The 22,981-nt window shown below is 69.4% G+C and carries 24 protein-coding genes; 12 read left to right on the forward strand and 12 right to left on the reverse strand.

From position 1 onward, the window contains the following. On the reverse strand, positions 1-843 hold an 843-nt coding region (locus tag CVV76_RS21390; RefSeq protein WP_102226723.1), incomplete at its 3' end, for an Asd/ArgC dimerization domain-containing protein. Between the two features lie 156 nt (positions 844-999). Between CVV76_RS21390 and CVV76_RS21395 the strand changes: the two genes are divergently transcribed. The 3 genes from CVV76_RS21395 (at position 1,000) to CVV76_RS21405 (ending at position 2,270) form a co-directional block, all read left to right on the forward strand. After that, positions 1,000-1,179, forward strand: coding sequence for a hypothetical protein (locus CVV76_RS21395; protein WP_102226724.1), 180 nt, complete (start codon positions 1,000-1,002; stop codon positions 1,177-1,179). Continuing rightward, entirely contained in the window at positions 1,179-1,643 is a 465-nt protein-coding gene (locus CVV76_RS21400) for a thermonuclease family protein (protein ID WP_199178670.1), read from the forward strand. The genes CVV76_RS21395 and CVV76_RS21400 overlap by 1 nt, the downstream gene beginning before the upstream one ends. A gap of 135 nt (positions 1,644-1,778) precedes the next feature. Next, entirely contained in the window at positions 1,779-2,270 is a 492-nt protein-coding gene (locus CVV76_RS21405) for an acyloxyacyl hydrolase (RefSeq protein WP_102226725.1), read from the forward strand. Positions 2,271-2,293: 23 nt separating this feature from the next. Here CVV76_RS21405 and CVV76_RS21410 read toward each other — a convergent pair whose 3' ends face one another. Next, entirely contained in the window at positions 2,294-3,190 is an 897-nt protein-coding gene (locus tag CVV76_RS21410) for a CHAP domain-containing protein (RefSeq protein WP_233193086.1), read from the reverse strand. 369 nt (positions 3,191-3,559) lie between these two features. Here CVV76_RS21410 and CVV76_RS21415 point away from each other — a divergent pair, with 369 nt between their 5' ends. Further along, a complete protein-coding gene (locus CVV76_RS21415; RefSeq protein WP_146010343.1) occupies positions 3,560-4,180 on the forward strand; it encodes a phosphatase PAP2 family protein in 621 nt (206 codons plus the stop codon). Positions 4,181-4,257: 77 nt separating this feature from the next. Here CVV76_RS21415 and lhgO read toward each other — a convergent pair whose 3' ends face one another. The 5 genes from lhgO to CVV76_RS21440 form a co-directional block, all read right to left on the reverse strand. Further along, a complete protein-coding gene (gene lhgO, locus CVV76_RS21420) occupies positions 4,258-5,475 on the reverse strand; it encodes an L-2-hydroxyglutarate oxidase (protein ID WP_102226744.1) in 1,218 nt (405 codons plus the stop codon). A 5-nt stretch (positions 5,476-5,480) separates the two neighbouring features. Next, positions 5,481-5,855, reverse strand: a complete 375-nt coding sequence (locus CVV76_RS21425) for a DUF1850 domain-containing protein (RefSeq protein ID WP_102226727.1) — start codon at positions 5,853-5,855, stop codon at positions 5,481-5,483. Then, positions 5,852-7,972, reverse strand: coding sequence for a TRAP transporter permease (locus tag CVV76_RS21430; RefSeq protein ID WP_102226728.1), 2,121 nt, complete (start codon positions 7,970-7,972; stop codon positions 5,852-5,854). The genes CVV76_RS21425 and CVV76_RS21430 overlap by 4 nt, the downstream gene beginning before the upstream one ends. A 68-nt stretch (positions 7,973-8,040) precedes the next feature. Next, on the reverse strand, positions 8,041-8,994 hold the full coding sequence (locus CVV76_RS21435) for a TAXI family TRAP transporter solute-binding subunit (protein WP_408607898.1): 954 nt from the start codon (positions 8,992-8,994) through the stop codon (positions 8,041-8,043). A gap of 199 nt (positions 8,995-9,193) precedes the next feature. Beyond that, positions 9,194-9,793: a GNAT family N-acetyltransferase gene (locus CVV76_RS21440; protein ID WP_102226730.1), complete on the reverse strand. Its 600-nt coding sequence runs from the start codon at positions 9,791-9,793 to the stop codon at positions 9,194-9,196. Between the two features lie 233 nt (positions 9,794-10,026). On the opposite strand from CVV76_RS21440, the gene CVV76_RS21445 reads away from it, so the two are divergent. Both CVV76_RS21445 and CVV76_RS21450 read left to right on the forward strand, forming a co-directional pair. After that, on the forward strand, positions 10,027-10,740 hold the full coding sequence (locus CVV76_RS21445) for an AzlC family ABC transporter permease (RefSeq protein ID WP_102226731.1): 714 nt from the start codon (positions 10,027-10,029) through the stop codon (positions 10,738-10,740). Then, positions 10,737-11,066 carry an AzlD domain-containing protein gene (locus CVV76_RS21450; protein WP_102226732.1) on the forward strand — a complete coding sequence of 110 codons (330 nt, stop codon included), beginning with the start codon at positions 10,737-10,739 and terminating at the stop codon, positions 11,064-11,066. The genes CVV76_RS21445 and CVV76_RS21450 overlap by 4 nt, the downstream gene beginning before the upstream one ends. Positions 11,067-11,163: 97 nt before the next feature. On the opposite strand, the gene CVV76_RS21455 is transcribed toward CVV76_RS21450, so the two are convergent. From CVV76_RS21455 to CVV76_RS21470, 4 genes are all read right to left on the reverse strand, one after another. Continuing rightward, complete coding sequence (locus CVV76_RS21455) at positions 11,164-11,805, reverse strand: hypothetical protein (protein ID WP_102226733.1); 642 nt, start codon at positions 11,803-11,805, stop codon at positions 11,164-11,166. 40 nt (positions 11,806-11,845) lie between these two features. Next, positions 11,846-11,980 (reverse strand): aa3-type cytochrome c oxidase subunit IV, encoded by a 135-nt coding sequence (locus CVV76_RS21460; protein WP_102226734.1) that lies wholly within the window; start codon positions 11,978-11,980, stop codon positions 11,846-11,848. A gap of 138 nt (positions 11,981-12,118) precedes the next feature. Next, positions 12,119-13,177 (reverse strand): MBL fold metallo-hydrolase, encoded by a 1,059-nt coding sequence (locus tag CVV76_RS21465; protein WP_233193088.1) that lies wholly within the window; start codon positions 13,175-13,177, stop codon positions 12,119-12,121. Then, positions 13,174-14,925, reverse strand: coding sequence for an acyl-CoA dehydrogenase (locus CVV76_RS21470; protein WP_102226735.1), 1,752 nt, complete (start codon positions 14,923-14,925; stop codon positions 13,174-13,176). The genes CVV76_RS21465 and CVV76_RS21470 overlap by 4 nt, the downstream gene beginning before the upstream one ends. A gap of 188 nt (positions 14,926-15,113) precedes the next feature. Here CVV76_RS21470 and CVV76_RS21475 point away from each other — a divergent pair, with 188 nt between their 5' ends. The 6 genes from CVV76_RS21475 to yghU all read left to right on the forward strand — a co-directional run bounded on the left by CVV76_RS21475 (position 15,114) and on the right by yghU (position 22,489). Beyond that, positions 15,114-16,076 carry an L-threonylcarbamoyladenylate synthase gene (locus CVV76_RS21475; RefSeq protein WP_102226736.1) on the forward strand — a complete coding sequence of 321 codons (963 nt, stop codon included), beginning with the start codon at positions 15,114-15,116 and terminating at the stop codon, positions 16,074-16,076. A 426-nt stretch (positions 16,077-16,502) separates the two neighbouring features. Next, entirely contained in the window at positions 16,503-17,741 is a 1,239-nt protein-coding gene (gene coaBC, locus CVV76_RS21480) for a bifunctional phosphopantothenoylcysteine decarboxylase/phosphopantothenate--cysteine ligase CoaBC (RefSeq protein ID WP_102226737.1), read from the forward strand. Further along, a complete protein-coding gene (dut, locus tag CVV76_RS21485; RefSeq protein ID WP_102226738.1) occupies positions 17,738-18,208 on the forward strand; it encodes a dUTP diphosphatase in 471 nt (156 codons plus the stop codon). The genes coaBC and dut overlap by 4 nt, the downstream gene beginning before the upstream one ends. A gap of 4 nt (positions 18,209-18,212) precedes the next feature. Next, a complete protein-coding gene (locus CVV76_RS21490) occupies positions 18,213-19,406 on the forward strand; it encodes a HesA/MoeB/ThiF family protein (protein WP_102226739.1) in 1,194 nt (397 codons plus the stop codon). 99 nt (positions 19,407-19,505) lie between these two features. Then, on the forward strand, positions 19,506-21,533 hold the full coding sequence (locus tag CVV76_RS21495) for a M3 family metallopeptidase (protein WP_102226740.1): 2,028 nt from the start codon (positions 19,506-19,508) through the stop codon (positions 21,531-21,533). Between the two features lie 83 nt (positions 21,534-21,616). Beyond that, positions 21,617-22,489, forward strand: coding sequence for a glutathione-dependent disulfide-bond oxidoreductase (yghU, locus tag CVV76_RS21500; RefSeq protein ID WP_102226741.1), 873 nt, complete (start codon positions 21,617-21,619; stop codon positions 22,487-22,489). Between the two features lie 132 nt (positions 22,490-22,621). Here the strand turns inward: yghU and CVV76_RS21505 are convergent. Then, the coding region (locus CVV76_RS21505; RefSeq protein WP_233193090.1) for a GcrA family cell cycle regulator at positions 22,622-22,981 on the reverse strand (360 nt) is incomplete at its 5' end.

Below are 22,981 nucleotides of genomic sequence, written 5' to 3' on the forward strand. Positions count from 1 at the left end.
GCGCGCCGGATCGGCGGCGTAGCTGACGAAGGCGAGGTTGGAGCCGGTCGCCCACTTGGTCTGCGGCGGCCTGTCCGACACGCGGACGAAGGGCCGGTCGGCATAGAACCCGCGCGCGGCATCGAGGCATTGCCCGGTCGTGGCGCCGCCCCGGCAGTAGATCGTGACGAGGATGCCGCGGGTCATCGGCACGAGGTGCGGCGTGAAGACAAGCCCCTCTGCGCTGGCGCCCCCCAGCTGCTCTATCGTCGTGGCGATCTCGGGCATGTGGACATGCCGGAGGAGGCCGTAGGGCACCAGGTTCTCGTTGCTTTCGGCATAGCCGAAGCCGCCGCCACCGCCCCGGCCGGCCCCCGAGATGCCGGTCTTGGCGTCGATCACGATGTTGCCCGGTTCGATCAGGCCATCCGCCAGAAGCGGCGCCAGCGCGGTCAGCGTGGCGGCGGGGAAACAGCCGGGATTGGCGACGCGGGTGCTGCCGGCGATCCGCTCCGGCCAGATGTCGGCAAGCCCGTAGGCCCAGCCATCGGCATAGCGGTGATCGCCGCCGATATCGACGATCTTCACCTCCTCGGGGACGCGCGCCAGCGCCTCGGCCGAGGTGCCGGTGGGCAGCGAGGCGAACAGCACGTCGAGCTTCGGCAGCGCGGCGGGATCCCATTTCTCGATCACCATGTCGCCCAAGCCTGGCGGCACGCCGGGAAAGCGGTCCGCCAGGCGGCTGCCGGCACTACCCTCGCCAGCGGCATAGACCAGTTCCAGCGACGGGTGCCCCGCGATCAGGCGCAGCGCCTCGCCGCCGCCGAAGCCGCTGATCCCGACGATGCCTGCGCGAATGCTCATTGTGATGTCCCGGTGTCGCTGTCTGGTCTGGTGCTGATAGTGGCGCAACATCATGGATCTGCGGCGACTTGTCCACGGGGCACCGAAGGGGCGGGTGCTGGACATGGGGCGCCGCGCGCCTGTAGCTCTGCTCCTCGGTGGAACGAGGGTGAAGAGATGAAGGCAGAGCGGCTCCCGAATGGCCGGGTCAAGCTGAGCAGTGGCGCGTGGTCGGACGAATTCCCCGAGGAACGGCGTCTGACCTGGATCGCCTTCTATCGTCGCATGTTCGACGATTGCGGCGCCCCCAGTTACAAGCGGGCCGCCGAGGCGCTGGAAGCCGTCGGAGCGCCCTGATGCTCCGGAAAGTGCCGACCGGGAAACCGATGGCCGGGAAATGGATGGCCTGGAAACGGATGGCCGGGAAACGGATGGCAGGCGCCATGCTCCGTGCGGCCCTGATCCTGCTTGCGTTCGCGTCGCCCGCGGTCGCGCTGCCGATCTGCGGGTCGGGCTACCGCGTGAACTGCGTCGTCGACGGCGACACCGTCTGGCTTCGGCGCGAGAAGATCCGCCTTGCCGACATCGACGCGCCCGAACTGCAGGCAAGATGCCATCAAGAGCGGGTCGGCGCCCTGAAGGCGCAGGCCCGGCTTGCAGTGCTTCTGACCGGCAAGGTCACGATCAAGCGGCATGGCAAGGGCTATTACGGCCGCACGCTGGCGACGCTTTATGCACACGGCCGGGACGTGAACGCCGAGATGGTGCGCGAGGGGTTGGCGCGTCCCTATGGCGGGCATCGGAGGCCATGGTGCGGCTAGGCGGGGCGGCGCGCCCCCCTCGCGCCGACGCTGTGGCTGCAGGGCCGACACCGGGGACAAAATCGGCGCCACGGCCCGCGAAAAATTGACTTTGCGCCGCGATTTCCGAACGCTGAGGTATCGCCACAGGGTTCCATGGGGAATATGCGCCACCTCGCCTTTGTCCTTCTCTGCACCGCGCTGACGGGTCCGGCCCATGCCGCGGAGTGGAGCCTGACGCCCGGGGTCGAGAATTTCTCGGCCGTCGGCGCACCGACGAAGCCCGCGCTTTCGTTCGAATTGCAGGCGTCCCCGTTACGCCGCAGCGGCCGCTGGCGGTTCGGCCTTGGCGGCGCCGTCTCGTGGGACGGGGCAGGGGACCTTTGGGCCGGGGCGGGGCTGGTCGTCCGCTACGAGATGAAGGGCTGGTACGTCGAGGTCAGCGGGATGCCCGGCGTCTATCACGTCGGCAGCGACGCGACGGACCTGGGCGGCCCGCTGGAATTCCGAAGCTTGCTGGGTATCGGTTACCGCCTCACGCCGACCAACGCGGTGATGCTGGAAATCCATCATCGCTCCAGCGCGGATATCTACAGCTACAATCCCGGCGTTAACGGGGTCGGGCTGCGCTTCACGCAACGCTTCTGACGATCCGGCGCCGGGGTGCAGGCTTAGCCGTGCACCTCCGCCGGGCGCAGCTCGGGGCGTTCCGTCGCGGCGGCCATCAACTCGGGCGCGACGGGCGGCACTGGGCGAAGCCGCGGCTGGATCGCGGCGCGCGGGGCCAGGCTGTGGGCATGCGCATCGGCGGGGGCGGCCTGAGCCTCGACCAACAGAACGGCGGGGCGCAGGCGCGGCCGGCTCGCGATGCTGGGGGCCAGGAAATGCGCCTGCGCCTCGGCGGTGCGCGCCGGGATCGTGGCGCGCAGGGCGGGCCGCAATTCGGGGCGCAGGGATCGTGCCGGGGCGGGCGAGAAGGTGGTCGCAAGCCCGATCGGATGCGCCCGGGGCAGGGCTCCGTGCGGCGTGATGAAGCCGATCACCGGATAGACGCTGCCGTAACGGTGGTGATAGCTGGCGACGCGCACCTCGCTCCAGTCGTTGTGCGGCGAGACATCCTTTACCGCCATGTCGAGCGAGACCCTGTTGCGGTGCCAGTTCGCCTGGTTCACGAGGATCTCGCGCGACGAGATCACCCGCGCCACGACGGCGACATGGCCCAAGGGGATCCTGCGGGTGGGACGGAACGTCATCACCGCGCCGACATGGGGTGTGTGATCGCGGTGGTAGCGGTGGCGCGCCTTGCGCCACCACGTGCGGGCGTCGCCGTGGATGTCGACGCCGCTGGCCGCGCGGGCGAAGGGCACGCACCACAGGTAGCGGTCATCGGCGTGGGTTTCCCGCGCCAGCCGAAGCGCCTTGCGCGTGCGCCCCGAAAACTTGCTGTGCGTGGTCTTCCCGGCGGCTTCTGCCGCCGTCGCCGGCGCAAGGGCGATTGTGGATGCCATGAGAAGAAGGGTAAGCGCGGAAAAACGGCCCGAAAGGCCGGCAAAAGTCTGCCTGATCATGCCCCAGAATGTCCCTGTCCGTGTTTTTATTAGTGGACTGCTCGTAATTTCTGGAGACCCTGAATCTCCGCGCGATTCAAGGGGCCCGCGCAGGCAATCCCCTGATCTGTCGGGATTGTTATGTCGGTGATGAGAGTTCGGGCAGGCGGCTGTGCGCGATCTGCCTTGCCAATGGTCTGACCGTCCCTACGGGCGGAGGGCCCCCTTGGGGTAGGCCGCCTGCCGCGCCAACTGCCCGTTTCGCGCGCGCAGCAAACACAAGCTTTGGAGCGGGGCGCGAGATCGGGCGTCAGGAGATTGTCGGCCGCCCCGCCAGTGATTAGCTGGTAAGGATCGCCAGTCCCTCGCTCCGGGAGCATCCGACCCTTGATGATTGCGCGCCGCGCCCTTTTCGTGATCCCCGTGGCGCTTGTCGGCATCGTGGTATCCATTCTCTGGATCGACCATCCGCTGGCGCGGTTCTTCGCGCGGTTCCACGTCGGCCACGCGGTGTTCACCAGCTCTCCAGTCACGCTACCGGTGATGAGCGTCCTCGCCCTCGCGGGGCTGCTGCTGGGGGTCGGCTACCTTGTCGCCGGCAAGACGCTTCCGCGCTGGATCGAGGCGACGATGCTGGCAGGTTTCGCGGTGCTCGCGGGGCAGCTGCTTGCCCACGAACTGCTCAAACCGATCTTCGGGCGGCCGGTGCCCAGCGATTACCTGACAACGGGGCACCATGGGTTTCACTGGTTCCACAGAGGATTGAGGTTCGGGTCCTTCCCCTCCGGCCATTCGGTGCAGGCCTCGGCGATGCTGTCGGTGGCCTGGGCCTATTATCCCCGCTGGCGCTGGCTTTGCGCGACGCTGATGTCGCTTCTGGCGGTCGCGCTGATGCTGGGGCAGTGGCACTACCTGAGCGACATCATCGCCGGTACGACGGTGGGAAGCCTTGTCGGCATCGCGACCATGGCCGCATGGCGCAGGATGCGGCCGGTCCGCCGCCCGGCCTGATCCCGCCCAGTCTGACCCTGTGCCCAGTCTGACCCTGTGCCCGGCCCGATCCTGCCCGGTCTGACCCTGCCCGTGGGTCAGGGCGCCTCGGTCCCCGCAGTTCCGCCGGTCAGCCGGGCGACGATATGCGCGGCGATCGGGATCGACGAGGTGGCGGCCGGCGAGGGGGCATTGCAGACGTGCAGCGTGTGCTCCGTGTCGACGAACAGGAAGTCGTCGATCAGCCGCCCGTCGCGCGACACCGCCTGCGCCCGGATCCCCGGCTTGTAGGGCGCCAGATCGTTCAGCGTGATCCGCGCGCAGTACCTTTGCACCCGCGTCAGGTAGAGCCGCTTGGAGGCCGAGGCGGCAAGCTCCCCCATCGCCGGGGCGAAGTTGCGCCCGACCAGCCGCCAGAACCCGGGGTAGGACAGGCTTTCGCGCAGGTCGCGCGTGTTCATATCCAGCTTGCCGTACCCTTCGCGCGCGCCCGCCAGCACGGCGTTCGGCCCGACGGTGAAACCGCCGTCCATCTTGCGCGTCAGGTGCACGCCGAGGAACGGCCGCGCGGGGTTCGGCACCGGGTAGATCAGGTGGCGCACCAGATCTTCTGGCTGGTTGACGATACGGTAGTATTCGCCGCGGAAGGGGATCACGCGAAAGTCGATCTCGGCGCCGAAGGCCTGCGCCATGCGGTCGGACCCGAGACCCGCGCAGAACACCGCCTTGCCGGCCTGGATCTCGCCCCTGCTGGTGGTCAGGGTCACGCCCTGCGCCGTCTCCCGCCCGCCGGTGACGGCCTCGCCGGTGCGCAGGCTGCCGCCCTCGGCCGTGAAGCGGTGGGCCATGTGGCGGGCGATCGCGGCGAAGTCGGTGATCCCCGTGGTGGGGGAGTAGAGGGCCGCGACCGCGCTGATGTTGGGCTCCATCCGCCGGGCCTCGGCCCCGGTCACCGGCTCGATCCGGATGCCGTTCTGCACCGCGCGCTCGTGCAGCGCCTGCAACCGGCCTTCCTCTGCCTCGTCGGTGGCGACGATCAGCTTCCCGCAGGTCTCGTAGTTCAGGCCGTTCTCGTCGCAATAGGTGCGGGTCGCGGCGACGCCGAGGCGGCAGAATCGGGCCTTGGCGCTGCCCGGGGCGTAGTAGACACCGGCATGGATGACGCCCGAGTTGCGCCCCGACTGGTGAAGCGCGACGGCCTCTTCCTTCTCGATCACCGCGACGCGGGCCCCGGGCTGCGTCGTCTGCAGGCGGCGTGCCGTGGCGATGCCCACGATCCCTGCGCCCACCACCACGAAATCGAACGTCTCGGCCATCATCCTCACCCGCAGGGGCGCAGCGTGATCGGCGCCCCTTCCTTCGCCCCCAGTACGCGGCAATCCTTGCCCGGCCACGGCCCGTGACACAAGGTCCAGCCGCTTACCGTCGCGCCCGAGGCCGCCAAGATCACCTCGGGCACCGGCCCCAGCGTCGGCTGCCAGACCCACCAGTCGCCGTGCAGCACCGCGCCCGGCCCCGGATCCATCCCGGCGCCCGAGCCCATGACGCGGGCCTGCGTCAGCTTCAGGCCCTGACCCTCGACCCGGTAGGTCTCGGACCAGCCAGTCTTTTCCACCGAATGGGTCCAGGTCAGGGTGAACAGGGCCGAGGCGAGCGTGACCACCTTGGCCCCGACCATCAGGCAGGTGCCGCTCATGCCGGGGCGCCCCCGCCGGTTCCGCCTGCCGCGCGGTTCTTGCGCCAGGTCAGCACCGCGAAGGCCACGACGAGGGCAAAGCCGATCTCGTCGGTCAACGGCAGGGCCGCGACCAGCGTGAACGCCGCGGCGACGGCGAGGATCCGGTCGAGCGGGGTCAGCTTCACCCCCAGCCAGCCGATCACCGCGGCGCCCCACAGCGCGATGGCGATCACCGCCTTGACGACGACATAGGCCACTGCCAGCGGATAGCCGATCTCTGCCGCCAGCGGCCCGCCGTCCTGCAGCATCAGGGCCGGGGTGTAGACCGCCATGTAGGGCACGACAAAGCCTGCGGCCGCCACCTTGATCGCCTCGAAGCTGATCTTCAGGCCGCTCTCCTTGGCGATTGGCGCGGCGGCAAAGCAGGCCAGCGCCACGGGGGGCGTGAGGTCCGCAAGGATGCCGAAGTAGAAGACGAACATGTGGCTGACGATCAGCGGCACCCCCAGCGCCAGCAGGGCAGGGCCCGCGATCGACGAGGTGATGATGTAGTTCGGGATCGTCGGGATCCCCATGCCGAGGATGATGCAGGTGATCATGGTCAGCACCAACGACAGGAACAGGTTCGACTTGCCCACGCTGACGATGTAGTCGCCGAAGGTGGTCGCGATCCCGGTCAGCGTCATGGTGCCGATGATCACGCCGACAAGGGCGCAGGCAATCCCCACCGGCAGCGCGGTCTTGGCGCCCTCTGCCAGGCTGTCGCGGCAGATGACGAGGGTGGTCTTGCCACCCTTCACGAAGAGGTTCACCACGATCAGCGCCGCCATCGTCAGTACGATCACGTCGATTCCGTATTCGAAGAAGCCGGCGGCGACCACGCCCAGCCCGATCCAGAAGATGTAGCGCAGCACCTTTGACGGAAGCCCCAGCGCGATCGACCCCCCGAGGATCAGCATCGCGGTCAGCGCCAGCCCGATGGTGCCGGCGTAAAGCGGGGTGTAGCCGGTGAACAGCAGGTACACGAGCACCGCGAGCGGCAAGATCAGGTACCATCCTTCCTTCAGCGCCTTGCGGGGCGAGGGCAGGTCGGCCTTGGCCATTCCCTTCAGGCCCCACTTTCCGGCCTCCAGGTGCACCATCCAGAATGCCGAGGCGAAATAGAGCAGCGCGGGGATGAGGGCGGCCTTGACGACCTCGTGGTATTCGACGCCCAGCGTCTCGGCCATGATGAAGGCCACCGCGCCCATCACCGGCGGCATGATCTGTCCGCCCATGGAGGCAGTGGATTCGACGCCCCCGGCGAAGGCCGCGCGGTAGCCGAAGCTCTTCATCAGCGGGATGGTGAACTGGCCCGTGGTCACGACGTTCGCCACGCCCGAGCCCGAGATCGTGCCCATCAGCCCCGATGACACCACCGCCACCTTGGCCGCGCCGCCGTGGCGGTGCCCGACGAGCCCCAGGGAGACGTCGGTGAACAGCTTGATCATCCCGGCCTTTTCCAGGAACGCGCCGAACAGGATGAAAAGGAAGATATAGGACGACGAGACATAGACCGGGATGCCGTAGATCCCTTCGGTCCCGAAGGACATGTGGTCGACGACTTGCTCGAACGGGTAGCCGCGGGTCTGGAAGGCGCCCGGCATGTATTGCCCGAAGAAGCAGTACATCAGGAACGCGCCCGCGATGATCGGCAGGGCCGGGCCCATCAGCGAATAGGCCGCGGCAAAGACCACGATCAGCGCCAGAACGCCCATCGCCGTGTCCATCGGCAGGGGGTCGCCCGCGCGGATGATCAGGGGCGCGTATTCGACCCATTGGTAGGCCGCGACGGCGACGCTGAGCGCGGCAAAGCCCCAGGCCAGCGCCTTCACCCCCGGGCCGCGATGATGCGCCATGGCAAGGAAGGGAAAGCCCAGCAGGCCCAGAAAACCCACGTGCACCGCACGGATCACCTGGCTCGGCAGGTTGGTCAGATGCGCCGCCGTGGCGATCTGGAACACCGAGAATGCCACTGCGATCCAGAACAGCACCCGCCCCTCGGGCGTGCGCGGGAAGCTGTCGGCGAGCGGGTCGTGAATGCCCAGATCGCTGTCGCCCTCGGCCATCTCGTGGCCCGTTTCACTTGCCTGCATTCATCCCTCCCCGGATGGCGAAGGGGCGGCACGAGGCCGCCCCTTGCTTCGTCCCCTTCACGGGGAGCTTACTTCATGATGCCCTGTTCCTTGTAGAACTTCTCGGCGCCCGGATGCAGCGGGATCGGCATCCCCTTGATAGCATTCGCGAGCTTGATCCGCGCGGCGGCCTTGTGCGCGGCCTCCAGCGTCGAGAGGTTGTCGAACAGGTCCTTGGTCATCTGGTAGGCGATGTCGTCCGACACGCCTTCGCGCGTGACGAGGAAGTTCACGACCGCAACGGTCGGCACCGCCGCCGACTGGCCGTCATAGGTGCCGGCGGGGATGTCCTCGGCGATGTAGGGGGCCCCCAGCTTCTCGGCCACCTCGGCGGGCACCGACACCACGGTGATCGGCACCGAACTTGCCAGGTCCTTGATCGAGGCGACGCCCAGGCCCGCCGATTGCAGCGTGGCGTCAAGCTGGCGGTTCTTGATCAGCTCGACCGATTCCCCGAACGGCAGGTATTCCACCTTGCCGAGGTCCTTGTAGCTCATTCCCGCGGCTTCGAAGATCTTGCGGGCGTTGAGCTCGGTCCCCGATTTCGGCGCGCCGACCGAGACGCGCTTGCCCTTGAGGTCGGCCAGCGTCTTGATGCCGCTGTCCTTCGACGCGACGATCTGGATGTAGTTCGGGTAGATCGCGGCGATGCCACGCAGCTTGTCGAGCTTCTTCTTGAAGCCCGCCTCGGCATCGCCTTCCCACGCCAGTTTCACGGAATCGCCCAGGGCAAAGGCCAGCTCGCCGCGGCCCTGTTGCAGCAGGTTCAGGTTCTCGACCGAGGCCTTGGTCGACTGCACCTGCACCTTCACGCCGTCGATATGCTCGGAATAGATTTTCGACAGGCCCACCCCCAGCGGGTAGTAGACGCCCGAAGTGCCCCCGGTCAGGATGTTGATGAAGGTGGCCGCCGGGGCCGCGACCGGCGCGGCCGCAAGGGCGAGCGCGGCGACGAGACCGAGGCCGGAATTCCGTGTGAACAGACGCATCAAGCGTTCCTCCGCTGTCCTGTGATCGTGGATGCCGCGCCCTCTCCCGAAAGCGGCACATGTCCCTGCATCGCAAATCGTGCACGGCGGTTCAAATGTTATTTACTTCCGCGTGATGGCAAGCGTTTGGTTTCCCTGCGGAAACCGGGCAACCCGTGGTTGGGGGTTGCGGACATGCCCCCGGCAGACGGGATCAGCCCAGCCGGCGCACCATCCGCGTCGCGCCGCGATAGCCGAAAAGCGGCGCCAGCGGGCCCAGCCGGTCGCGCCCCGCCTCGGTAAAACCCGCGCGCCGGTAAAGCGCCAGCGCCGGCATGTTGCCATCCGAAACCTCTAGGCGCACCTCGGCATGCCCCCGGGCAAGCGCCTCGTCGCAAAGTGCCTCGACCAGGGCGCGGCCGACGCCCCGACCACGGACGCGGGCCTCGACGCAGAGCCCTTCGATCTGGAACAGCCAGGGCTCTGCCTCCTCGGCGACCATGCGCCAGGCCGCGCCGCGCCAGGCCGCGCCGAGACGGCCGTAGACGGCGGTCATGTCATGCCGGCTGCCGTGGGTGAAGGCACCGGCGGGCGTGCGGAACCCCGCAAGCCCGACCAGCGTGCCGTCGGGGGCCAGCGCGCAGAATGCCTGATCGGCGCGCATCACCCGCGACAGGTAATCGACCGCCCGGGCTTCGGGCCCCATCAACCGGCCCAGCTTGCCCCCGAACGCCTGCCAGTAAAGCGCCGCGGCGGCGGCGATCTGCCCGGGCGCAAGGCCGCGGCGGATGTCGATCTCGGAGCCGTCCGGCATCTGGTCCTCGCCCTGTTCCGGAATGCCCAAGGGGCGCCGAACTCTGGGCCGAGTGTCGAATGCCCTGCGCGTGAGGGCAACCCCTGGCACGCGGGACCAAACGCGCAGGCCCAGAACGTGCAGGCCCGGAACGTGCGGGGCGGCCGCCCGCTCCGGTCCGGGGCGCCCGGCACCAGCTTGCATCCCCGGGGGGGAGTCACTAAGCCGGGCTGCGGAACACTCAAGAGACCGTGATGCCCGACAGCCCCCGATCGCACTACCTGCGCGGCCTCCGCGACGGCGCGCCCTTCATTTTCGTCGTGGCGCCCTTCGGCATGCTGTTCGGCATGGTCGCGACTGAGGCCGGGCTGCCGCTGACGCAGGTCATGGGCTTTTCCGTGCTCGTGATCGCCGGGGCCGCGCAGTTCGCGGCGCTTCAGCTGATGAAGACCGACGCAACGACAGCGATCGTGCTGGCGACGGCTCTGGCGGTGAACCTGCGCATGGCGATGTACTCCGCCGCGATGGCACCGCATCTTGGCGCCGCGCCGATCTGGAAGCGCGCGGTGATGGCCTATTTCCTGGTCGACCAGACCTATGCCGCCTCGGCGCTGGAATTCGAACGGCACCCCTCGGCCACCTTGTCTCAGAAGATCGCCTTCTTCGCGGGGGTCGCCACCTTCGCCTGCCTGCCGTGGTACGGCGCGACCTACCTCGGTGCGACGCTGGGCTCGCGGGTGCCGCCGGAACTTGCCCTCGATTTCGCGATGCCGATCACCTTCCTCGCCATGATCGCGCCGATGATGCGCACGGCGGCCCATGTCGCCGCGGTCGCCGTCTCGGTTGCCGCGGCGCTGGTCTTCGCCTTCCTGCCCTACAACCTCGGGCTGCTGGTGGCGGCGGTGCTGGCCATGGCCGCGGGCGCGCGGGTCGAGCAGATGAGCGCCCGGCGGAGGGCGGCGGCATGACCATGTCCGACGGCTATGTCTGGGGGATCATCGCGGGTCTCGGGATCGGCAGCTTCCTGATCCGGTTCTCGTTCCTCGGCATGATCGGCAGCCGGCAACTGCCGGAATGGCTGCTGAGGCATCTGCGCTACGCGCCGGTGGCGGTGCTGCCCGCGCTGGTCGCGCCCTTGGTGCTGTGGCCGCAGGCGACGGGCGGAGAGCCGGATCCCGCCCGGCTGACCGCGGCGGCGGCGACCGTGCTTGTGGGGCTGCTCACCCGGCAGGTGCTGTTCGCGATCCTCGGGGGCGCCGTTGTCCTATACACCATGCTCTGGCTGGTGGGCTGAGGCACCGGGCCGGCGCCGGAGCCTGGCGCCGGTAGCGATGCCCTGGGGGCGAGGCCCTTTGGGGGCGAGGACGGGGCCAAAGACGGGGCCCGACACCTCAGCCCGCCGTCGGTTTCGCCAGCCCGTTCTCCTCGATCTTGCCGGTGTTCACGTCGGGATCGCTGTCGTAATAGACACGCGTCTTCACGCCGGGCAGTCTGGCGAAGGCATCCATCAGCGTGACCGGGAAGAAGGTCTGCGGCAGCGACTGGAATCCGGGAAGCTGGCGCAGGATCTTCGACACGTTGTCGGCGCACATCGCCTTGGGCGAGGCGCCGTTCGCCTCGACCAGCTTCAGCGCGCGCTCGGCCACCTCGGGCGAGACCGGGATCGTCAGCTCCACCGTGTGCCAGGTGACCCGGGTGTGATAGTCGATGTAATTCGCCAGCACCCCCGGCGTCATGCCGAAATGCACATCGTCACGCTCGGGCGCCCAGGGGTTCGTCCAGGTGCCGGCCGGGTCGTAGATCACCTGCTGGGTCGGCGCGTTGACGAGGAGAGAGGAATGACCGCCCGAGCCGTTGCGGTTGTTGACCACGGTGAAGAGGGTGAGCGTGCGGGTGCGCGAGGGGCTTGCCGTCTGCACCGGCGGGGCGACATAGGCGAACTTGGAGACCTCGGCGTCCGGGGCCCAGACGGAATCGGCGGCGCAGGCGCCCAGAGAGAGGAGGAGCGCGAAGCTCAGGAACAGGCGGCGCATCGACGCTCCTTGAAATATGTCTGCCGGAAGGGAGGCGGGGTCAGCCGTTGACGAGTGCGATGAAGATCAGGGTGCAGATCGCGAAGCCCGCGACCCAGGCGGCGAGGCGGACGAAGCCGTGAAACGTCTTCTCGTGGCTGCGGATGTCCATGGTGCCGCGCTGATACTCGCTCATGTCCGGATGCTCCGTTGCGTCTCCCTGCGGGAAGGCTAACGGATTTCGGGGGGGCTGTCACGCGCGCCGGCGGGCGGGCCGGTGGTCGCCGGCGGCTGCTCCTCGTCCAATGAGATGCGAAGCGCCCGAAGAGGCGCCTCAGGCCCGCCGCCAGATCCAGGCCCCCTCCGGCCCCATCTCCCGCGTGGCCGTTCCGGCGCCGAGCATGTGGTTCAGATGCGCCACGGTTTCCGCAAGCGCCAGCCCGTATTCGCCATCGCCGATCTCGCGCTTGAAAAGCGGGGGGAAACATTCGCCCGCGGTGCGCGGAGTCGCCAGATGATCGGCCAGTCGGGCCAGCGCGCCGGTGTGGTTCTCGGCCAGCTGGCGCACGCGCAGCGGCAGCCCGGTGAAGGGCAGCTTGTGGCCGGGCAGAACGAGGTGGCGTTCCTCGGCGAAGGGCGCAAGGCGGGCGCAGGCGGCCAGCCACTCGCCCACCGGATCGGCGGCCGGTTCGGTCGGATGCACCCCGAGGTTGGGCGAGATTGACGGAAGCAGCTGGTCGCCGCCGATCACCAGATCGTCGTCGCGGCTCCAGAACGTGGCGTGATCGGGCGCGTGGCCGTCGCCGAAGCGCACGTCCCAGTGCCGCCCGCCGATCCGCATCACGTCGCCATCCGCGATCCGGGTGAAACCTAGCGGCAGCGGCGCCACCACGTCGGCAAAGTTGAACGGCCTTTCGGTCAGCCGTTTCTCAAGCAGATCCGCGCGCATCCCCGCCGCGCGCCAGAAGGCGGCCGCCTCGGCGCTCGGCGTCTCTTCCTCGTCGAGCAGCAGCATCCGTGCCAGCAGCCAGCCGGTGCGCGGCATGGCAAGCTCTGCCCCGTGCTCGGATTGCAGCCAGCCGGCAAGGCCCACGTGATCGGGGTGATGATGGGTCACGATCACCCGGCGCACCGGGCGGCCGCCCAGCGGCCCCGCCATCAGCGCCTCCCACACGGCGCGTGAGCGTTTGCTGGCAAAGCCGGTGTCGATCACCGTCCAGCCGCCGTCGCCCTCGTCCAGCGCATAGACGTTGACGTGGTCGAGGCGCATCGGCAGCGGCAGGCGCATCCACAGCACGCCCTCGGCGACCCGAATGGCCTCCCCCTCTGCGGGCGGCTCGGGCCAGGGGGTGCGCAGGCCACCCGTCTGCAATCCGGTCTCGGCCCGGGTCACGCGCCCAGATCCTCAAGGTCCAGCGCGTAGAGATCGCCCGCCCCGGCGCCGGCATGGGCCAGCAGCGCGCCATGTTCCGGCAGAAGGCGGCGGATGAAGACCCGCGCCAGCCGGGTGCGCGGGCCGCCCCCATCGCCGCCGATCCCGCCACCGCCAGCCACTTCAGGGCCCCCAGCCTCGGCCAGCGCCGCAGCCAGATGCGCCTGCGCGCCCAGCACCAGCGCAAAGGCCCGCAGGTAGGGCACGGCACCGGCGAAGCGGTCCTGCATCTCCTGACCCACCAGCCGCTCGGTCGCCTCGCGCAGCTCTTCCGCCGCGTCCCAGACGGCGCCGGCCAGTTCCGGCAGGGTACCCCGCGCGGCCTCGGCGCCGGACTGGATCTCTTCCAGCAGGCGCCAGGCGGCCTCGCCCTTGTCCATCATCTTGCGCCCGACAAGGTCCATCGCCTGGATCCCGTTGGTGCCCTCGTAGATCGCCGTCACCCGCACGTCGCGCAGGTATTGCGCGGCGCCGGTCTCCTCGATGAAGCCCATGCCGCCATGCACCTGCATGCCCGCATTGGCCACCTCGATCCCGGTGTCGGTGCCATAGGCCTTGGCGATCGGGGTCAGCAGGGCTGCGCGCGCCGCCCAATCCGCATCCCCCGTCGCCCGCGCCATGTCGAGTGCGACGGCGCAGCTCAGCGCGATCGACCGCGCGGCGAAGGTCTGGGCGCGCATCGTGGCCAGCATCCGGCGCACGTCGGCATGGCCGAAGATCGTGGGCGATCCGTCCGGCGTCTTGCCTTGCTTGCGCTCCTGCGCATAGGCCAGCGCGTGCTGATAGGCGCCTTCCGCCACGCCGATGCCCTGAACGCCGACGCCGAGGCGGGCGTTGTTCATCATGGTGAACATGGCCTTCATGCCGCCGTGTTCCTCGCCCACCAGCCAGCCGGTGGCGCCGTCGTAGGACATCACCGCGGTCGGGCTGCCATGCAGGCCCATCTTGTGTTCCAGGCTGACGACCGACAGCGAATTGCGCTGGCCCGGTTCGCCGCTTTCGTCGGGGATGAACTTGGGCACCATGAACAGGCTGATCCCCTTCGTTCCCGGCGCGCCATCGGGCAGGCGGGCCAGCACGAGGTGGCAGACGTTGGCGGAAAAATCGTTGTCGCCCCAGGAGATGTAGATCTTCTGCCCGGTGATCGCATAGGTCCCGTCGCCGTTCGGCGCGGCCTTGGTCGACAGCGCCCCCACGTCCGACCCGGCCTGCGGCTCGGTCAGGTTCATCGTGCCGCACCATTCGCCCGAGACGAGCTTGGGCAGGTACACGGCCTTCAGCGCGTCCGAGGCGTGGTGTTCCAGCGCCTCGATCTGGCCCTGGGTCATCAGCGGGTTGAGCTGAAGCGACAGGCAGGCCGCCGACATCATGTCGTTGACGCAGGTGGTCACAGACAGCGGCAGGCCCATGCCACCATTCTCGGGGCTGGCCGAGATCGCGACCCATCCGCCCTCGGCGATCTGGCCGTAGGCCTCGGCAAAGCCCGGCGTGGTGCGGACGACGCCGTTCTCGAGCTTGGCGGGCTTCAGGTCGCCCGCGCGCTGAAGCGGGGCAAGGGCGTTCTCGCACAGCTTGCCGGCCTCGCCGAGGATCGCTTCGACCGTTTCGGGCGTGGCCTCGGCGAAGAGGTCGGTTGCGGCGACGCGGCCGAAATCCGCGACGTGGTCGAGGATGAAGCGGTAGTCGGCGACGGGGGCGCGGAACGGCATGGTCTCTCCTCCTGTGACGCGGACGCGCGGCCGGGGTGCCCTGAGCCGGCCCTCAGCCGGCCTTGAGGTAAGGGCCCCGCGCGCGTATGTCGTGTCGGCATTCTGGGCGCGACCCTATCGCAAGGGAAGCCTCCTTCAACCGCAACGCCACGTCACGAATTCTTCGCGTGACCAGTCACGAGGGCGCCATGTCCCAGCCGGTCGAGACCGAGATCCTGCCGCCCGATGCCGCCGGGCTTGCCCGCGCGGCGGATCTGCTGGGGCAGGGGGGGCTTGTCGCCTTCCCGACCGAGACGGTCTACGGCCTTGGCGGCGACGCCCGCGACGACCGGGCGGTGGCGCGTATCTTCGAGGCCAAGGGGCGGCCGCGGTTCAACCCGCTGATCGCGCATCTGCCCGATGTCGAGGCCGCCCGCCGCTATGCCGTCTTCGACGACCGGGCCGAGCGTCTGGCCGAGGCCTTCTGGCCCGGGCCGCTGACGCTGGTACTGCCCCTGCGCCCCGGATCGGGGCTGTCGCCGCTGACGACGGCGGGGCTGGACAGCGTGGCGCTGCGCGTGCCGGCGCATCCGCTGGCGCGGGACCTTCTGCGCGCCTTCGGCGGGCCGGTGGCGGCGCCTTCGGCGAACCCTTCGGGGCGGATCAGCCCGACGCGGCCTGCCCATGTGCTGGCGGGGCTGACCGGCCGGATCGAGGCGGTGGTCGACGGTGGCGATTGCGAGGTCGGGGTGGAATCGACGATCGTGGGGCTTGTCGGGGCAGCGCGGCTCCTGCGTCCCGGGGGGCTGCCGCTCGAGGCGCTGGAGGCCTGCCTCGGCGCGCCGCTGGAGATCGGGCCGGAAGGCGCCGTTCTGACCGCGCCGGGGCAGATGTCGTCGCATTACGCCCCCGGCGCGCCGGTACACCTGGACGTGACGTCGCCCGCCGCGGATGAGCTGTGGGTGGGTTTCGGCCCGGGCTGCGAGGGGGCGGCGCTGTCGCTGTCGCCCACGGGCGACATGGTCGAGGCTGCTGCGGCGCTGTTTCACATGCTGCATGAGGCGGACCGGCTGGCCGGGGGGCGCACGATCGCCTTCGCCCCGGTCCCCGATCACGGTCTGGGCCGGGCGATCAACGACCGCCTGCGCCGCGCCGCCGCGCCCCGGGGGTGATGGTACGGGGCTGATGGCGCGGGGGGAGGCCGCTCGCAAGCCCCGTTCAGGTTCCCTCCCGCCCGGGCGCCGCGTGGCCCGGTGCAATCGCACTTCCAGCCCTCTTGGCATTGGCGCGGCCCGGCGCGCGGCGAAGCCGCAGGGCCAGCACCGGCGCGTCATGCCAAAGGCGTGCCTGCGGCTTGGTCACCCTTGCGCAAGGCTCATCCGATGCACGGGCGATGGAGGGGTGTGGCAGGCATCGGCGCCGCCCTTCGAATGTCGCACGCGCCACCCCATGGCCCGTTGCCTGCCCCGCTTGCCGACGGTACGAGGCGGGAAACCACTGGGTCCGTCCTTTCGCCCCCCAACACCCCCGGTTGCCGCCCGCCGCCTCGCAGCCTAGAACCAAGGGGAACACGTCACGGCGCCGGGGAGGGCCGCTTCATGATTGCGGGCAAGCGCGTTCTTCTGATCGTCGGCGGCGGTATCGCGGCCTACAAGGCACTGGAACTCACGCGTCTTCTGAAGAAGGCGGGGGCCTCGGTCGTCCCGGTGCTGACCCGCGCGGGGGCCGAATTCGTCACCCCGCTCACCCTTTCCGCCCTGGCCGGCGAAAAGCTCTATTCCGAGCTGTTCGATCTGACGGACGAGGCGGAGATGGGCCATATCGAGCTGTCGCGCGCAGCCGACCTTCTGGTCGTGGCCCCGGCCACCGCCGACCTCATGGCGAAGATGGCTACGGGGCAGGCGGATGACCTGGCCTCCACGCTGCTTCTCGCCACTGACAAGCGGGTGCTGATCGCGCCGGCGATGAACGTACGGATGTGGGACCACCCGGCGACGCAGCGCAACCTTGCCACGCTGAAGGGTGACGGCATCCTCACCGTCGGCCCCAACCCGGGAGAGATGGCCTGCGGCGAATTCGGCCCCGGGCGGATGGCCGAACCCGCCGAGATCCTTGCCGCGATCGGGGCCGCCCTGTCGGACGGGCCGCTCAAGGGCCGCCACGTCGTCGTCACGTCCGGCCCGACGCATGAGCCGATCGACCCGGTGCGCTACATCGCCAACCGCTCCTCGGGCGCGCAGGGAACGGCGCTGGCGCGGGCGCTGGCGGGGCTGGGGGCCGATGTCACCTTCGTCACCGGGCCCGCGACCGTGCCGCCGCCGCAGGGCGTGCGTGTGGTGAAGGTCGAGACCGCGCGCGAGATGCTGTCCGCGGTCGAGGCAGCGCTTCCGGCCGAGGCCGCGATCTTCGCCGCCGCCGTCGCGGACTGGCGGGTCGCCAATGCTGCCGACCGCAAGATGAAGAAGGACGGATCCGGCGGTGCCCCGGCACTGGAATTCGCCGAGAACCCCGACATCCTCGCCACCGTGTCGCAGCTGAAGACCGGGCGCCCGGCCCTTGTCGTGGGTTTCGCCGCCGAGACGAACGACGTCGCCGCCAACGCCACCGCCAAGCGCGCGCGCAAGGGCTGCGACTGGATCGTCGCCAACGATGTGAGCGCGGGCACCGGCATCATGGGCGGGGCGGAGAACGCCATCACCCTGATCGGCCCCGACGGCGCCGAGGACTGGCCGCGCCTGACCAAGGACGAGGTCGCCCGCCGCCTCGCCGCGCGCATTGCCGACCAGCTGGCGCTGCCCACGACCTCTGCCACCCCTGCCACGGAGAGCCCCGAATGACCGACCCGATCCTCCGCGTCCTCTGGGAGGACTGGGCCGACCGCGACCTCGGCCTTCCCTCCTACGAGACCGGCGGTGCCGCCGGTGCCGACATCCGCGCCAACCTGCGCCCCGAGGATCGCGGCGCGGGCATCACGCTGGAACGGATGCACCGGATGATCGTGCCCACCGGCCTGCGGGTCGAGATACCCCAGGGCTACGAGATGCAGATCCGCCCGCGCTCGGGCCTGGCGCTGAAGAACGGCGTCACGCTGCCGAACACGCCGGGCACGATCGACAGCGATTATCGCGGACCGCTGGGCGTCATCCTGATCAACCTCGGGCACGAGCCCTTCACCATCCACCACGGCGACCGCATCGCGCAGATGGTGATTGCGCCGGTCGTGCAGGCGCGCTGGCAGGAGGTCGAGGCACTGGGCGAGACCGCGCGGGGCGAGGGCGGCTTCGGCTCGACCGGGCGCCGGTGAGGCGATGCGCCTGGTGCTGATCATCGCCGCGGCACTGTGGTGCCTCGGCTGGCTGATCGGCGCCCCGGTGCGGTGGCGCAACGCGCTGGGGGTGCTGGTGATCGGGGCGGCGATGGCGCTGCAGCTGGTGCTGCCCGCCGGGAACCCGCTCCGCGCAGCGACCGGGGGCGACATCCGCGGCTGGCTGGTGATCGTGGCCATCGCCGCGCTGGTTCTGGCCTACCGCGCGGGCCTGGCAAGGCTGCGGGCGCGGGCTTGGGCGTGCGGCGGCGACCGCAAAGGAAAGGCGACGACCATGCAGGACCTTCCACGCGATCCGGGCGGCCGGACGGACGACGAGGGCAGCGGGCCCGAGGAGGCGCCCGCTCATCAAGTGCCCACCCAGCAAACGCCCGCGCCCGAGGCGAAGCAGCCGCTCTTCACGCCCGATGAGCTTGGCCGCTACGCCCGTCACATCATGCTGCGCGAGATCGGCGGGCCGGGGCAGCGCAAGCTGAAGCAGGCGCGGGTGCTGGTGATCGGCGCCGGCGGTCTCGGCGCGCCGGCGCTGCTCTACCTCGCCGCGGCCGGGGTCGGCACGCTGGGCATCGTAGACGACGACGTGGTCGACGCCTCGAACCTGCAGCGCCAGGTGATCCATGACACCGCCTCGGTGGGGCAGCCGAAGGTCGCCTCGGCCGCCGCGCGGATCCACGCGCTGAACCCCTATGTCGCGGTCGACGAACACCGCATCCGTCTGACCGCCGGGAACGCGCGCGACCTGATCGCCGGTCACGATCTCGTGCTTGACGGGTCGGACAATTTCGACACGCGCTACCTCGTGAACCGGGTCGCGGCAGAGGCGGGCGTGCCGCTGATCTCGGCCGCGATCACCCAGTGGGAGGGGCAGATCAGCCTCTATGACCCGGCGCGCGGCACGCCCTGCTACGAATGCGTCTTCCCCGAGCGCCCGGCGCCCGGCCAGGTGCCGACCTGCGCCGAGGCGGGGGTGGTGGCGCCGCTGCCGGGCATCCTCGGGACGATGATGGCGCTCGAGGCGGTGAAGCACATCACCGGCGCAGGGGCCACGCTGCGCGGCGAGATGCTGGTCTGGGACGGGCTCTGGGGCGAGAGCCGCAAGTTCCGTCTGACCCGGCGCGCGGCATGTCCCGCCTGCGGTCACCTGCATCCCGGCACCCCGGACGTGGCGGAGGGGTAGGGCGCAGCATGGCCGCGGTGCGGTGCGTCGAGGCGCATCCCACGGGCCCTCTGGACCTCCCCCCGCGGCGGGCCTAGCTTCAGCGCAAAGGAGGCCCCCATGACCAATCCCCTGCTTTCCGACTGGACCGGCCCGTTCGGCCTCGCGCCCTTCGCCGAGATCGCGGATGCCGATTTCGCCCCCGCCTTCGACGCGGCCCTGACCGAGGCGCGCGCCAAGATCGCTGCGATCGCCGACGATCCGGCCGCGCCCACCTTCGCCAACACCATCGAGGCACTGGAGATGGCCGAGGAAACCCTCGACCGCGTCGCCGGGGTCTTCTTCAACCTCTCGGGTGCCGACAGCAACGACGCCCGCGAGGCGCTGCAGCGCGACCTTGCGCCGAAGCTCTCGGCGTTTTCGTCCGAACTGGTGATGAACCGCCCGCTGTTCGAGCGGATCGAGACGCTGTGGGAGGCGCGCGATACCCTCGGCCTCAGTCCCGAGGAAATGCGCGTTCTCACCCTCTACCGGCGCATGTTCGTCCGCGCCGGCGCGCAGCTCGAGGGCGAGGAGGCCGGGCGGCTTACCCAGGTCAAGTCGCGCCTTGCGGTGCTGGGCACCCAGTTCACCCAGAACCTGCTGGCCGACGAGCGGTCGTGGTTCATGGAACTGGCCGAGGACGACCTCGAGGGGCTGCCCGACTTCGTTGTCGCCACCGCCCGAGCCTCGGCCGAGGAACGGGGCCTCGACGGCTGGGTGGTCACGCTGAACCGCTCGCTGATCGTGCCGTTCCTGCAATTCTCCCCCCGCCGCGACCTGCGCGAGACCGCCTACAAGGCCTGGGTCGCACGCGGCGAGAACGGGGGCGAGCACGACAACCGCGAGATCGCCGCCGAGATCCTCAAGCTGCGCGAGGAGCGGGCGCATCTTCTGGGCTACCCGAACTTCGCCGCCTACAAGCTTGAACCCGAGATGGCCAAGACCCCGCAGGCGGTGCCCGACCTCTTGATGCAGGTCTGGCGCCCGGCGCGGGCCAAGGCCAATGCCGATGCCGAGGTGCTGACCGCGCTGATGCACCAGGATGGCATCAACGGCGAGCTCGAGGCCTGGGACTGGCGCTATTATTCCGAGAAGCGCCGCAAGGATGAACACGATCTGGATGAGACCGCGCTGAAGCCGTACCTGTCGCTCGACGCGATGATCGGCGCGGCTTTCGACGTGGCCAACCGCCTGTTCGGGCTGGAATTCAAGGAGATCGACGCGCCGCTCTACCACCCCGACGTCCGGGCGTGGGACGTGACGCGCAAGGGCCGCCACATGGCGGTTTTCCTGGGCGATTACTTCGCGCGCTCCTCGAAGCGTTCGGGCGCCTGGTGCTCGGCCTTCCGGTCGCAGCGCAAGTTCGGCGGAGAGGTCCGGCCCATCGTCGTCAACGTCTGCAACTTCGCCAAGCCCGCCAAGGGACAGCCCGCGCTCCTGTCCTATGACGACGCGCGCACGCTGTTCCACGAGTTCGGCCATGCGCTGCACCAGATGCTGTCCGACGTGACCTACGGCTTCATCTCCGGAACCTCGGTCGCGCGCGATTTCGTCGAGCTTCCCAGCCAGCTTTACGAACACTGGCTGGAGGTGCCCGAGGTGCTGAAGGCGCATGCGAAACACTGGAAGACGGGCGAGACCATGCCCGCCGACCTGCTGCAACGCCTGCTGGACGCAGCGACCTACGATCAGGGCTTCCAGACCGTGGAATACGTCGCCTCGGCGTTGGTGGATCTGGAGTTTCACAACGGCCCGGCGCCCGCCGACCCGATGGCGAAACAGGCCGAGGTGCTGGACGCTCTGGGCATGCCCAAGGCGATCCGCATGCGCCACGCCACCCCGCATTTCGCCCATGTCTTCTCGGGCGACGGCTATTCCTCGGGCTACTACAGCTACATGTGGTCCGAGGTGATGGACGCCGACGCTTTCGAGGCGTTCGAGGAGGCGGGCGACGCCTTCCACCCCGAGACTGCCGAGAAGCTGGAGAAGTTCATCCTCTCCGCCGGCGGCTCGGATGAGGCCGAGGCGCTCTACATGGGGTTCCGCGGGCGTCTGCCGGGGGTCGAGGCGCTCTTGCGCGGCCGTGGCCTCGTGCCCGCGGTCTGAGACCCACCTGAATCGAGATCCGACTTGAACCGGCCTCGGCGGGCAATAGCTCTCCGGGCAACGCACACAGGGAGATTACCGCGATGACCGACGAGACCGAGTACACCCCGCCCAAGGTCTGGACCTGGGAAAAGGGCAACGGCGGGCGTTTCGCCAACATCAACCGCCCCGTCGCCGGCCCGACCCACGACAAGGAGCTGCCGGTCGGCAAGCACCCGTTCCAGCTTTACTCGCTGGCGACGCCGAACGGCCAGAAGGTCACCATCATGTTCGAGGAGCTGCTGGCCGCGGGTCATGCAGGCGCCGAATACGATGCCTGGCTGATCAACATCGGTGAGGGCGATCAGTTCGGCTCGGGCTTCGTCGACGTGAACCCCAATTCCAAGATCCCCGCGCTGATGGACCGGTCGGGGCCGGAGCCGATCCGTATCTTCGAATCCGGCGCGATCCTGACCCATCTGGCCGAGAAGTTCGGGGCCTTCCTGCCGACCGACCCGGCGAAGCGGGCCGAGGTCTTCTCTTGGCTGTTCTGGCAGATGGGCAGCGCGCCCTACCTTGGCGGCGGCTTCGGGCACTTCTATGCCTATGCGCCGGTGAAGATCAAATACGCGATCGACCGGTTCTCGATGGAGGCCAAGCGCCAGCTCGACGTGCTCGACCGGCGGCTGGCCGAAAGCGAATACCTCGGCGGCGAGGATTACACGATCGCCGACATGGCGGTGTTCCCCTGGTACGGCGGGCTGGTGAAGGGCTGGCTTTACGGTGCGGCGGAATTCCTTGCGGTTGAGGAGTATAAGAACGTCAACCGCTGGGCCGACGCGATCTTTGCCCGCCCGGCGGTGAAACGCGGCCGGATGGTGAACCGCAAGACGGGCGAGCCGTCGGAGCAGCTGCACGAGCGTCACGACGCCTCGGATTTCGAGACCAAGACGCAGGACAAGCTGGCGGCGGAATAGGGCAGGACCCCGGGTGCGTTTTCAACGCACCTCGCCCGACCCCTGGGTGAAAACCCCGCCTTCCCGACAAGCGAAAGGGCCCCGCCTCGGGGCCCTTTTCTCTTCCGGTCCTCGGGGTGCCCCCGCGGGATGTCAGCGGCGACGGTCGCGCCTTGCCGACATCGGCTGGAACGCCACGCCCACATGCGCCTCGCAATAGGGCTTGCCGGGCTGCGAGGGCAGGCCGCAGAACCAGAAATCTTCGGTCGCCGGGTCGCCGATCGGCCATTTGCAGGTCCGCTCGGTCAGTTCCATCAGCGTCAGTTTGCGCGCCTTCTTCTCGACCTCGCCGACCTTGGCCAGCGCCTCGGGGCTGATCTCGTTGGCCGAGGGTTGCGGCGGCAGCGGCTGACCCGCGGGCACCACCGGCTTGCGCACCACCGGCGCGGTCGCCACGGGGCGCGGCTCGGGCTCGGCCGGGCGGGGGCTGGCGGCCGGGCGCGGCGCCTCGGC

Source organism: Acidimangrovimonas sediminis (assembly GCF_002871005.1).
Lineage (GTDB): Bacteria > Pseudomonadota > Alphaproteobacteria > Rhodobacterales > Rhodobacteraceae > Acidimangrovimonas > Acidimangrovimonas sediminis.